The sequence below is a fragment of the Aeromonas sp. genome, assembly GCF_051657805.1.
In the GTDB taxonomy this organism is placed as follows: Bacteria; Pseudomonadota; Gammaproteobacteria; order Enterobacterales; family Aeromonadaceae; genus Aeromonas.
The window spans coordinates 250,943-262,891 of sequence record NZ_JBOFLJ010000019.1 but is presented as its reverse complement, the minus strand read 5'-3'; the positions used below and the strand labels follow the sequence as shown (position 1 = coordinate 262,891).

The following is an 11,949-nucleotide window of genomic DNA, read 5'->3' as shown; positions in this document are numbered from 1 at the left end:
GGTTCATCTTGGCTTGAAGAGCGTCATCGGAGCCGATGTGATCTAAACCCGATGACCCTGAAAAGCTTCAGTTGGTGGTGATCCTATTTATTTCGGCCAGGCTGGTGATCCCCAATCGGGCCTTCTCGAGGCCAGAGGTTCGCAAGCTTCGCATGCCTTCCTTTTGGGCGATGGCGGCAATCTGCAAGGAGTTGGCTCCCTGCATGATGAGCTTGGCGATATTGTCGGACATCAGCATGATCTCGTAGATGCCGACCCGTCCCCTGTATCCCCCCGAGCACTCCTTGCATCCCACGGGTTTGAATAACCGTAATCCTGAGACTAGCTGTTGTTGGCTGAAACCTAACTCCTGCAGCTCGGCATCGGGCACAACCTCGGGGACCTTGCAGTGTTCACAGAGTTTGCGGGCTAGGCGCTGGGCCATGATGAGGGTGACTGAGGAAGCGATGTTGAAGGCGGGCACCCCCATGTTCATCATCCGGGTCAGAGTCTCTGCCGCCGAGTTGGTATGCAGGGTGGAGAGCACCAGGTGGCCGGTCTGGGAGGCCTTGATGGCGATCTCTGCGGTCTCCAGATCCCGGATCTCCCCCACCATGACGATGTCCGGATCCTGGCGCAGGAAGGAGCGCAGGGCACTGGCGAAGGTGAGACCGGCCTTGGGGTTGATCTGCACCTGATTGACCCCTGGCAAGTTGATCTCCACCGGATCTTCGGCGGTGGAGATGTTGACCTCGTGGGTGTTGAGAATGTTGAGGCCGGTATAGAGGGAAACCGTCTTGCCAGAGCCGGTGGGGCCGGTGACCAGGATCATGCCCTGGGGCTTGGAGAGGGCGTTCAGGTATTGGGCTTTCTGCCTCTCATCGAAGCCAAGCTGATCGAGATTGAGGCGAGTCGCCGAGGAGTCCAGCAAGCGGATAACGATTTTCTCCCCCCACATGGTGGGCAGGGTGTTGACCCGCATGTCCATTGACTTGCTTCGGGACAGTTTCAGCTTGATCCTGCCATCCTGGGGCAGGCGCCGCTCGGCAATATCGAGCTTGGCCATCACCTTGAGGCGTGCCGCGAAGCGGTTGGACAGGTTGACCGGTGGGGTGGCAATCTCGTGCAATATGCCGTCGATGCGAAAGCGGATCCTGTACTTGGCCTCGTAGGGTTCGAAATGCAGATCCGAGGCCCCACGCTTGATGGCGTCGATCATGATCTTGTGGATGTATTTGACGATGGGGGCATCGTCATCCGCGGTATTGACTCCCTCATCGAGGCGTGAGTCTTCGTTGGAAACTTCTAGTTCAGAGATCTCGGCTTCATCGATATGCGCCACCCCGAGGACATCCTGCTCACTCTCCATCAACTTGGCGATCGCAGTGGTCAGCTTGATCTCTTCGACCAGCAAGGCCTCGGTGTGCAGCCCGAAGCTGAAGCCGAAATCCTCCAATGCCGACACATTGGTGGGATCCGACATGGCGATATAGAGGGTGTGTCCCTGGGTGTAGATGGGCAGTACGTGGTGCTTTTCAATCAACTTCTGGTTGAGGTATTTCTGCGGGATCTCGGCGAGATCGAAGGCAGACAGATCCAGCAGAGGTACCCCATACTCCAGCTCGCAAAAGTCGGCGAGCGCCTTGCTGTCGAGAATATCGTTTTCGATCAGGAAGGTCACAAAAGGCTTGCGCTGCGCCTTTGCCTGGCTCAGATAGCGTAGTGAGTCTGGCTCACTCAGGAGGGAAGAAGCGGCCAGGCTGGTAGCCAGGCCGCTATTGGGGCTAGAGGTCATGCGTTAGCAGATACCAGCCGCTATACAAGTTGCAGCTGAACTTGCTGCCCAGTTCACTTTCCCACTAGTAATAGTTGGCACGAGAATATAATTTTCACCAGCAAGCCCATTTGAGTTGACAGCTGTAGCCGTTATTGCGTTGGTCGTATCATCTATTGTGACTGACGCAACGTTACCATTTGCGGCGGAGACGTTTGCGGGGACGCCATTCATACCAGCATCACAGCTACCCATTGCTGTTGCGCCAGTCGTTTGCGCACAGACTTCAATCGCAGTTTTAAAGCCGCCAGTAGCTGCAACGACCTCCGAAAACTTCGCCTTCTTGGTATAGGTTTGGTAGGCAGGCAGGGCGATAGCGGCCAAGATGGCGACGATCGCGACCACTATCATCAATTCAATAAGGGTAAAACCCGACTGTTTCTTCATGTCAAATATCCTTTTTTCCATGGTTCCTGAGAAGTGCCGGTGGAATTCTATCCACACGCCAGTATCTTATCCGAGCGTTTCGGGTTGGCAACAGAGGTTGCCCCCTTGTTAAGCACTTTTCTGCCGTTTCGTGAAAAACATAAGAAAATCAAAGATTAAAAAGCCTCTAATGACTCTTTTTATCGAGGGGAGGGCCCATTTCACACTCCTTATGTCGTGGGATCCTGCATAAAGAAAAGGCGCCTGTGGCGCCTTTTGCAAGTTTCGAGTCCTGTAATATCTGGCAGGACCGCCAAATGGCGTTGTACCCGCCGCCATCAGATAAAGCGCATCGACAGATCCAGTGCCCGCACATGCTTGGTCAGGGCACCCACCGAGATAAAGTCGACGCCGGTGGCGGCATAGCTGGCCAGGGTATCCAGCATCACATTGCCGGAAACCTCCAGCTTGGCGCGCCCCTGATTCAGGGCGACCGCCTCTTCCATCATGGGCACATCGAAGTTATCCAGCATCACGATGTCAGCCTGGGCTGCCAGGGCCTGTTCCAGCTCCGCCAGAGATTCGACCTCCACTTCCACCGGCTTGCCCGGGTTGAGGCGCCGTGCTTCGTTGATCGCCTCCTTGATGCCGCCGCAGGCGAGGATGTGGTTCTCCTTGATGAGATAGGCGTCGTAGAGACCGATGCGATGGTTCTTGCCACCGCCGCAGGTGACGGCATATTTCTGTGCACTGCGCAGACCAGGCAGCGTCTTGCGGGTGTCGAGCAGGCGACAGTCAGTGCCTTCCAGCTCGGCCACGTAGCGGGCGGTGAGGGTGGCCACGCCGCTGAGGGTCTGCACGAAGTTCAATGCGTTGCGCTCACCGGTCAGCAACGCCCGGGCCGGACCGTGGAGGCGGAACAGCTCCTGATTGGGGGAGAGTTTCTCGCCATCTTGCACCAACCACTCCACCCTGACCTCGCCGCCGAGCTGGGCAAACACCTCGTCGACCCAGGGCTGGCCGCAGAAGACACCGGCTTCGCGGGTGATGACTCGGGCGGTGGAGACGCGATCGGCCGGGATCAGCTGGGCCGTGATGTCGGCGCTGGCATCCGGTTGATCCAGCGCGGTGAGGGCATCGCCCAAGTCTTCGAGTAGTGCGGCGCGTACGGCGCGGCTGATGTCCTGTTGTAGCATGCCTTATTCCTGCAAGGGTCTGAGAAGCAGTTGCCTCTCCTTTTGGCGTAATTCCAGCCGGCCGAGGGCATTCATGCCCACCAGGATCTCTTCCCCGTCGGTGGCCGGATTGATAAAGACGGTCAGATCGTACAAGGTCAGCGGGCCCATCGCCAGGCTTTCGATCCGGCTGGTCTGCACCTGGATCTCCCCGGCGGCCGTCTTGACCCGGCTAAGGCCGGTGGGGGTGAGGCCGAGGCGCTCCGCCACCTGGCTCGGTATGGTCACCAGGGTCGCGCCTGTGTCCAGCAGCAGTTGCACCGGCTGACCGTTGATGGCACCCTCCAGACGATAATGGCCGCTGGCATCGGCCTTGAGCAGCAGGTCCCCGCTGGCGGTCACCGTGGGCTTGGCGCTGGAGTAGAAGTAGAGGGTCAGCAGTCCCAACAGGGAGAGCCAGGCCAGCAGCCAGAGCCGGCGTGCCATCGGGTGCATATAGGATCCGGTATCGCGGGATGGGATGCCTCAGCCTAACACAATTTTACCCATGGATTCAGAGGCTTGTTACCGGGTTTTGACGGGATGAGCGAGCCGCCCTGAGTGCCAGTTTCTATCTGGATAGAGTCGACGATGACGCAGCCCATAGCCCTTTTCTCCATAGATGCAGACGGTTGGTGCGAGCAGGCCCGCCGGGTGCCTTCTCCCCATCACAACGAGCGGGTCAGTCCGGACGACGTTTCCCTGCTGGTGGTGCACGGCATCAGCCTGCCCCCCGGCCAGTTTGGGGGCCCCTGGATAGACGACCTCTTTCTGGGCAGGCTGGATCCCGCCGCTCACCCCTATTTTGCCGATATTCATCAGCTAAGGGTCTCGGCCCACTGCCTGATCCGCCGGGACGGCGAGCTGGTGCAGTACGTGCCGTTTGGTGCCCGCGCCTGGCATGCGGGGGTGTCGAGCTGGGAGGGGAGGGAGGCCTGTAACGACTTTTCCATCGGCATCGAGCTGGAAGGCACGGACGAGCTGCCCTATTGCGATGCCCAGTACGAGGTGCTGGCAGGGCTCAGTCGGGCCATTTCTCGGCACTATCCGTCAATTACCGCTGAACGAATCGTGGGTCACTGCGACATAGCGCCAGGGCGCAAGACGGACCCCGGAATGAGTTTCGAATGGATTCGATATAAAGGAATGCTCAACTTCTAGCAGCAATCTACAACATTAGTTTGTGTTTTTAAAATCAATGGCTTGCCTCAGGGGTGAGCCATTTTTCATGCTGTTGGCCAAATGTTACCTGCAAAACGCCCCGAAAATATTGGTCTGACCATTTTCTATGAGCTAGGTCATAAATCCCCTTTTTTACCCCTAAAGCAGTAGCTTTAGATCTTGATGCAGATCATATTTCGGGTGGACTTTTCCCATGCCCTCTGCTAATTTTCGCCCCATTCATAGAATTGGTAATACCAATTTAACAAAGTAGCCCCATGCCCTATATCAAGATTACTCAGCCCAAACTGGCCGACGCCATCGTCGCCGAGCTGGAAAGCATGATTCTGGAAGGCAGCTTGCAGCCGGGGCAGAAATTGCCCCCCGAGCGTGAGCTCGCCATCCAGTTTCAGGTTTCGCGCCCATCCCTGCGTGAAGCCATCCAGCGTTTGGAGGCGAGAGGGCTCTTGTACCGGCGCCAGGGGGGCGGCACCTATGTGCAGAACGCCTTGAGCAAGGGGATCGCGGATCCCCTGTTCGAGTTGCTCAGCACTCACCCGGAAGCCCAGTACGACCTGCTGGAGTTTCGGCACGCGCTGGAAGGCATCTGTGCCTACTATGCCGCGCTGCGGGGAACGGATGCCGATTTCGAGCGTATTCGGCTGGCGCAATCCGCCATTGAAGAGGCTGGCCAGCAAGGGTCGCTGGTGGCCGAATCGGCCGCCGTCACCCAGTTCTATCTGGCGGTGGCCGAGGCCTCCCACAACGTGGTGCTGCTGCACCTGTTGCGGGCCATGGGACCCATGCTCGAACAGAACATTTTACGAAATAACGAGATTTTGAATCGCCGTCCGGGAGTGGTAGCCAAGATCCGTCGCCATCGCGCGTCACTGATCGAGGCTATCCTGTCGGGGGCTCCGGAGCGGGCCAGGGCTGCTTGTCATGAGCACCTGGCCTTTATCGAGGACACCTTGTTGGATATGCAGAGGGAAGACAGCCGGATCCAGCGATCCATGCGTCGGATCCGTCAGCAGGAAAACTAATCCTAACAAGGCTTTATTGTCGAATTTTTGCGCATCTTAACCGCCGTGCAATAACAATAGGAACCAGCCATGTCTGATATCCTGAAGAACGATGTGGACCCGATAGAAACGCTGGAGTGGCTTGCCTCTCTGGAATCCCTGCTGCGTGAAGAGGGTCCGCAACGCGCTCAGTTCATCCTTGAACAACTGGCCGAGAAAGCCCGCATCAGCGGTGTGGACGTGGCTGAAAAGGCAAATCGCGACTACATCAACACCATCCCTGCCAGCGACGAACCGGCTTACCCGGGCGACCTGGAGATGGAACGTCGCATCCGCGCCATCATCCGCTGGAATGCCATGATGATAGTGCTGCGTGCCTCCAAGAAAGACCTGGACCTCGGCGGTCACATGTCTTCCTTCGCCTCTTCCGCGACCATCTATGAAGTCTGCTACAACCACTTCTTCCGCGCTCGCAGCGAGAAGGACGGTGGCGATCTGGTCTACTTCCAGGGTCACATCTCCCCGGGCATCTACGCCCGTGCATTTGCCGAAGGTCGCCTGACCGAAGAGCAGCTGGACAACTTCCGTCAGGAAGTGGACGGCAAGGGTATCCCTTCCTATCCGCACCCGAAACTGATGCCGGACTTCTGGCAGTTCCCGACCGTTTCCATGGGTCTGGGTCCCATCGCCGCCATCTATCAGGCTCGCTTCCTGAAGTACCTGACCGACCGTGGCATCAAGGATTGCTCCGAGCAGACCGTCTACGCCTTCCTGGGTGACGGCGAGATGGACGAACCGGAAGCCAAGGGTGCCCTGACCGTTGCCGTGCGCGAAAAGCTCGACAACCTGGTCTTCGTGGTCAACTGCAACCTGCAGCGTCTGGACGGCCCCGTTGTCGGTAACGGCAAGGTCATCAACGAGCTGGAAGGCCTGTTCTCCGGCGCCGGTTGGGATGTCACCAAGGTCATCTGGGGTCGCAAGTGGGATGAGCTGCTGAAGAAAGACACGTCCGGCAAGCTGATCCAGCTGATGAACGAGACCGTGGACGGCGACTATCAGACCATGAAGTCCCGTGACGGCGCTTACGTTCGTGAGCACTTCTTCAACCGTTATCCGGAAACCGCCGCGCTGGTCAAAGACATGACCGACGAGGAGATCTTCGCCCTGAACCGCGGTGGTCACGACCCCCGTAAACTGTTCGCCGCCTTCTCCAAGGCCGCAGCGACCAAGGGCAAGCCGACCGTCATCCTGGCCAAGACCATCAAGGGTTATGGCATGGGCGAAGCGGCCGAAGGCAAGAACATCGCTCACCAGGTCAAGAAGATGGATCTGGGCTCGGTGCGTCACCTGCGCGATCGCTTCAACCTGCCGGTCACCGACGAGCAACTGGAAGAGCTGCCGTACCTGAAGATCGAAGAAGGTACCGAAGAGCACAAGTACCTGCACGCCCGTCGTGCCGCGCTGAAGGGCTATGTACCGACCCGTCTGCGCGAGACCACCACCAAGCTGGAAATCCCGGCTCTGGATGCCTTCGGCCCGCTGCTGGGTGAACAGGCGCGCGAGATCTCCACCACCATGGCGTTCGTGCGTTCCCTGAACGTGATGCTGAAAGACAAGTCCATCGGCAAGCGTATCGTTCCGATCCTGGCTGACGAAGCCCGTACCTTCGGTATGGAAGGTCTGTTCCGTCAGATCGGCATCTACAGCCCGCATGGTCAGCAGTACACCCCGCAAGACCGGGACATCGTCTCCTACTACAAGGAAGACAAGCAGGGTCAGGTTCTGCAAGACGGTATCAACGAGCTGGGTGCCATGTCCTCTTGGCTGGCTGCTGCGACCTCTTACAGCACCAACGACTGCCCGATGATCCCGTTCTACATCTACTACTCCATGTTCGGCTTCCAGCGGATCGGCGACATGGCGTGGGCAGCCGGTGACCAGCAAGCCCGTGGCTTCCTGCTGGGCGCGACCTCCGGTCGTACCACGCTCAACGGAGAAGGTTTGCAGCACGAAGATGGTCATAGCCACATCCTGGCCGGCACCATCCCGAACTGCATCTCCTACGATCCGTCCTACGCCTATGAAGTAGCGGTGATCGTACAGGACGGTCTGCGTCGCATGTACGGTGAGAAGCCGGAGAACGTCTTCTACTACATCACTACCCTGAACGAGAACTATGCCATGCCGGCCATGCCGGAAGGCGCCGAGGAAGGTATTCGCAAGGGTATCTACAAGCTGGAATCCGTGGCCGGTAACAAGGCCAAGGTACAGCTGCTGGGTTGTGGCTCCATCTTGGGTCACGTGCGCACCGCCGCCCAGATCCTGGCCACCGAGTACGGCGTGGGTTCCGACGTGTTCAGCGTGACCTCCTTCAACGAACTGGCCCGTGACGGTCAGGACGCGGATCGCTGGAACATGCTGCACCCGACCGCCGAGGCTCGTGTACCGTACATCGCCACCGTGCTGGGCGCCGAAGCGACCATCGCCGCGACCGACTACATGAAGTCCTTCGCCGATCAGGTGCGTGCCTTCGTACCGACCGAGAACTACCGTGTACTGGGTACCGATGGTTACGGCCGTTCCGACAGCCGTGCCAACCTGCGTCGTCACTTCGAAGTGAACGAGTTCTACGTAGTGGTAGCTGCCCTGACCGAACTGGCCAAGCGTGGCGAGATCGACAAGCAGGTAGTGGCCGACGCCATCGCCAAATACGGCATCGATGCCGACAAGGTTAACCCGCTGCACGCATAAGAGAACGGAGGAGCCGTCCGGCATTGCGCCGGGCGGCTCCTTGCCCGATTCGGTGACAGTAGAAGCAATGGCCGTTATCCGTTTTGGCAGTGGTTCATATGCCAAACGGGCCCTTGCAAAGGTTAACGCGACAGACGCGTAAGAGGATAAAGCACAATGTCCAAACAGATTATGGTGCCGGATATCGGTGCCGATGAAGTGGAAGTGACCGAGATCATGGTCGCCGTGGGTGACAAGGTCGAACTGGACCAGTCCCTGATCGCCGTGGAAGGTGACAAAGCCTCCATGGAAGTACCGGCCCCTGCCGCTGGTATCGTCAAAGAGATCCTGATCAAGGTGGGCGACAAGGTTGCCACCGGTTCCCAGATCATGATCTTCGAAGCCGAAGGTGCGGCCGCTGCCGCGCCGGCTCCGGCTGCTGCCCCGGTTGCCGCCGCTGCACCGGCTGCCCCCGCTGCTGCCGCCCGCAAAGACGTGCACGTGCCGGACATCGGTGACGACGAAGTCGAAGTGACCGAGCTGATGGTTGCCGTGGGCGACATGGTCGAAGCCGACCAGTCCATCCTGGCCGTGGAAGGTGACAAGGCCTCCATGGAAGTACCGGCACCGTTCGCGGGCCGCGTGGTCGAGATCAAGGTCGCCGCCGGCGCCAAGGTGTCCACCGGTTCCCTGGTGATGGTATTCGAAGTGGCTGGCGCCGCGCCTGCCGCCGTCGCTGCACCGGTTCAGGCCGCCGCTCCCGTGGCTGCAGCCCCTGCCGTTGCCGCCGCCAAAGACGTCAACGTGCCGGACATCGGCGGTGACGAAGTGGAAGTGACCGAGATCATGGTTGCCGTGGGTGACAAGGTCGAAGCCGACCAGTCCCTGATCGCCGTAGAAGGTGACAAGGCTTCCATGGAAGTGCCTGCGCCGTTCGCCGGTGTGGTCAAAGAGATCAAGGTGAAGGCGGGTGACAAGGTCTCCACCGGTTCCCTGATCATGGTATTCGAAGTGGCTGGCGCCGCCCCTGCCGCCGCCCCGGTTGCTCAGGCTGCTGCTCCCGTTGCCGCCGCTGCGCCGGTTGCTCAGGCCGCCGCTCCTGCTGCCGCCTCTTCCGACTTCGTTGCCAACGACGCCTACGTCCACGCCTCCCCGGCCGTGCGTCGTCTGGCCCGTGAGTTCGGCGTCAACCTGGCCAAGGTGAAAGCCTCCGGTCGCAAGGGTCGCATCGTCAAAGAAGACGTGCAGGCTTATGTGAAGGATGCGGTCAAGCGCGCCGAGTCCGCACCGGCTGCAGGTCAAGGCACTGGCAACGGCATGAGCGTACTGCCGTGGCCGAAGGTGGACTTCAGCAAGTTCGGTCCGGTCGAAGAGCTGGAACTGACCCGGATCCAGAAGATCTCCGGTCCTGCCCTGCACCGCAACTGGGCCATGATCCCGCACGTCACCCAGTTCGACGAAGCCGATACCACAGAGCTGGAAGCGTTCCGCAAAGAGCAGAACATCCTGGCCGAGAAGCAGAAGCTGGACGTGAAGATCACCCCGCTGGTGTTCATTCTGAAGGCGGCCGCCAAGGCCCTGGAAGCGCACCCGCGCTTCTGTAGCGCCCTGTCCGAAGACGGCACCAAGCTGATCATGAAGAAGTACATCCACATCGGTGTGGCGGTAGACACTCCGGGGGGCCTGGTGGTACCGGTGGTTCGCGACGTCAACAAGAAGGGTATCTTCGAGCTGTCCCGCGATCTGGCCGAGATCTCCAAGAAGGCTCGCGCCGGCAAGCTGACCGCTGCCGACATGCAGGGTGGTTGCTTCACCATCTCCAGCCTTGGCGGCATCGGTGGCACCAGCTTCACCCCGATCGTCAATGCGCCGGAAGTGGCCATCCTGGGCGTCTCCAAGTCCGACTTCAAACCGAAGTGGAACGGCAAGGAGTTCGAACCGCGCCTGATGCTGCCGCTGGCCCTGAGCTATGACCACCGCGTCATCGACGGCGCCGACGGTGCTCGCTTCATCACCACCCTGAGTGGTGTGTTGTCCGACATTCGTCGACTGGTCCTGTAAGTGAGAGGGTGGGCCCAAAGCCCACCCTTTCTACTTCTCATTTCATTAACAGGATTGTAAACTTGCCCCGTTTTTTTCACGGCTGCAGCCGCCTTGTCTGGCATAAGACTGTGCTGTCCGGGGATATAAGAACGACAAAGAGGTCATGATGAGTAAAGAAATCAAAACCCAGGTCGTAGTACTGGGTGCTGGCCCTGCCGGTTATTCCGCTGCCTTCCGCGCCGCTGATTTGGGTCTGGATACCATTATCGTCGAGCGTTACTCCACCCTGGGTGGCGTCTGCCTGAACGTGGGCTGCATCCCGTCCAAGGCGCTGCTGCACGTTGCCAAAGTGATCGAAGAAGCCAAGGCGCTGGCCGAGCACGGCATCGTCTTCGGTGCCCCCCAGACCGACATCGACAAGGTGCGTCTGTGGAAAGAGAAGGTCATCAACCAGCTGACCGGCGGTCTGGCCGGCATGGCCAAGATGCGTAAAGTCCAGGTCGTGAACGGCTTCGGCAAGTTCACCGGCCCGAACACGCTGGAAGTGGAAGGTGCCGACGGCAAGACCACTGTCACCTTCGACAACGCCATCATCGCCGCGGGTTCCCGCCCGGTGAAGCTGCCTTTCATCCCCCATGAAGATCCGCGCGTATGGGACTCTACCGATGCGCTGGAACTGACTACCGTACCGGGCAAGCTGCTGGTCATCGGTGGCGGCATCATCGGCCTGGAGATGGGTACCGTGTACTCCTCCCTGGGTTCCGAGATCGACGTGGTGGAATTTGCCGACCAGCTGGTACCGGCTGCCGACAAAGACATCGTCAAGATCTACACCAAGCGCGTTGCCAAGAAATTCAACATCATGCTGGAGACCAAGGTCACCGCAGTTGAAGCCCGTGCAGACGGCCTGTACGTCTCCTACGAAGGCAAGCACGCCCCGGCCGAGCCGGTACGCTACGACAACGTGTTGGTTGCCGTCGGCCGTGTGCCGAACGGCAAGATGCTGGATGCCGAGAAGGCCGGCGTCACCGTGACCGAGCGCGGTTTCATCGAGGTGGACAAGCAGCTGCGTACCAACGTGGCTCACATCCACGCCATCGGTGACATCGTCGGCCAGCCGATGCTGGCTCACAAGGGTGTGCACGAAGGCCACGTGGCGGCCGAAGTCATCGCCGGCAAGAAGCACTACTTCGACCCGAAAGTGATCCCGTCCATCGCCTACACAGAGCCAGAGATGGCCTGGGTCGGTCTGACCGAGAAGGAAGCCAAGCAACAGGGCCTGAACTTCGAAGTCGCCACCTTCCCGTGGGCAGCCTCCGGTCGTGCCATCGCCTCCGACTGTGCCGACGGCATGACCAAACTGATCTTCGACAAGGAGAGCGGCCGCGTCATCGGTGGTGCCATCGTGGGTACCAACGGTGGTGAACTGCTGGGTGAGATCGGTCTGGCCATCGAGATGGGTGCGGACGCCGAAGACATCGCGCTGACCATCCACGCTCACCCGACTCTGCACGAGTCCGTGGGTCTGGCCGCCGAAGTGTTCGAAGGCTCCATCACCGACCTGCCGAACGCCAAGGCCAAGAAGAAGAAATAAACCCCT

General features: G+C 59.4%; 9 protein-coding genes. 5 read left to right on the top strand and 4 right to left on the bottom strand.

The window, feature by feature from the left end; all coding sequences use genetic code 11:
* Positions 1–67 precede the first annotated feature (67 nt).
* The 4 genes from tapB to ACRCYW_RS06860 form a co-directional block, all read right to left on the bottom strand.
* Entirely contained in the window at positions 68–1,774 is a 1,707-nt protein-coding gene (gene tapB, locus ACRCYW_RS06875) for a PilB family type IVa pilus assembly ATPase TapB (protein WP_438549378.1), read from the bottom strand.
* A 3-nt stretch (positions 1,775–1,777) separates the two neighbouring features.
* Positions 1,778–2,200, bottom strand: a complete 423-nt coding sequence (tapA, locus tag ACRCYW_RS06870) for a type IVa pilus major pilin TapA (protein ID WP_438549377.1) — start codon at positions 2,198–2,200, stop codon at positions 1,778–1,780.
* Positions 2,201–2,517: 317 nt separating this feature from the next.
* Positions 2,518–3,375, bottom strand: a complete 858-nt coding sequence (gene nadC / locus ACRCYW_RS06865; protein WP_438549376.1) for a carboxylating nicotinate-nucleotide diphosphorylase — start codon at positions 3,373–3,375, stop codon at positions 2,518–2,520.
* A gap of 3 nt (positions 3,376–3,378) precedes the next feature.
* Positions 3,379–3,849: a retropepsin-like aspartic protease family protein gene (locus ACRCYW_RS06860; protein ID WP_438549375.1), complete on the bottom strand. Its 471-nt coding sequence runs from the start codon at positions 3,847–3,849 to the stop codon at positions 3,379–3,381.
* Positions 3,850–3,984: 135 nt separating this feature from the next.
* Between ACRCYW_RS06860 and ampD the strand changes: the two genes are divergently transcribed.
* The 5 genes from ampD to lpdA all read left to right on the top strand — a co-directional run bounded on the left by ampD (position 3,985) and on the right by lpdA (position 11,943).
* On the top strand, positions 3,985–4,554 hold the full coding sequence (ampD, locus tag ACRCYW_RS06855) for a 1,6-anhydro-N-acetylmuramyl-L-alanine amidase AmpD (protein ID WP_438549374.1): 570 nt from the start codon (positions 3,985–3,987) through the stop codon (positions 4,552–4,554).
* Positions 4,555–4,832: 278 nt separating this feature from the next.
* Positions 4,833–5,597 (top strand): pyruvate dehydrogenase complex transcriptional repressor PdhR, encoded by a 765-nt coding sequence (gene pdhR, locus ACRCYW_RS06850; RefSeq protein ID WP_438549373.1) that lies wholly within the window; start codon positions 4,833–4,835, stop codon positions 5,595–5,597.
* Between the two features lie 69 nt (positions 5,598–5,666).
* A complete protein-coding gene (gene aceE / locus ACRCYW_RS06845) occupies positions 5,667–8,327 on the top strand; it encodes a pyruvate dehydrogenase (acetyl-transferring), homodimeric type (RefSeq protein ID WP_438549372.1) in 2,661 nt (886 codons plus the stop codon).
* 156 nt (positions 8,328–8,483) lie between these two features.
* Positions 8,484–10,367: a pyruvate dehydrogenase complex dihydrolipoyllysine-residue acetyltransferase gene (gene aceF / locus ACRCYW_RS06840; RefSeq protein ID WP_438549371.1), complete on the top strand. Its 1,884-nt coding sequence runs from the start codon at positions 8,484–8,486 to the stop codon at positions 10,365–10,367.
* 148 nt (positions 10,368–10,515) lie between these two features.
* Positions 10,516–11,943, top strand: a complete 1,428-nt coding sequence (lpdA, locus tag ACRCYW_RS06835; RefSeq protein ID WP_438549370.1) for a dihydrolipoyl dehydrogenase — start codon at positions 10,516–10,518, stop codon at positions 11,941–11,943.
* The last annotated feature ends 6 nt before the right edge of the window (positions 11,944–11,949 follow it).

What these genes read in the sequence shown, in the direction of transcription:
- tapB (WP_438549378.1), bottom strand. Translation starts at nt 1,774, where the DNA reads ATGACCTCTAGCCCCAATAGCGGCCTGGCTACCAGCCTGGCCGCTTCT.
- tapA (WP_438549377.1), bottom strand. Translation starts at nt 2,200, where the DNA reads ATGAAGAAACAGTCGGGTTTTACCCTTATTGAATTGATGATAGTGGTC.
- nadC (WP_438549376.1), bottom strand. Translation starts at nt 3,375, where the DNA reads ATGCTACAACAGGACATCAGCCGCGCCGTACGCGCCGCACTACTCGAA.
- ACRCYW_RS06860 (WP_438549375.1), bottom strand. Translation starts at nt 3,849, where the DNA reads ATGCACCCGATGGCACGCCGGCTCTGGCTGCTGGCCTGGCTCTCCCTG.
- ampD (WP_438549374.1), top strand. Translation starts at nt 3,985, where the DNA reads ATGACGCAGCCCATAGCCCTTTTCTCCATAGATGCAGACGGTTGGTGC.
- pdhR (WP_438549373.1), top strand. Translation starts at nt 4,833, where the DNA reads ATGCCCTATATCAAGATTACTCAGCCCAAACTGGCCGACGCCATCGTC.
- aceE (WP_438549372.1), top strand. Translation starts at nt 5,667, where the DNA reads ATGTCTGATATCCTGAAGAACGATGTGGACCCGATAGAAACGCTGGAG.
- aceF (WP_438549371.1), top strand. Translation starts at nt 8,484, where the DNA reads ATGTCCAAACAGATTATGGTGCCGGATATCGGTGCCGATGAAGTGGAA.
- lpdA (WP_438549370.1), top strand. Translation starts at nt 10,516, where the DNA reads ATGAGTAAAGAAATCAAAACCCAGGTCGTAGTACTGGGTGCTGGCCCT.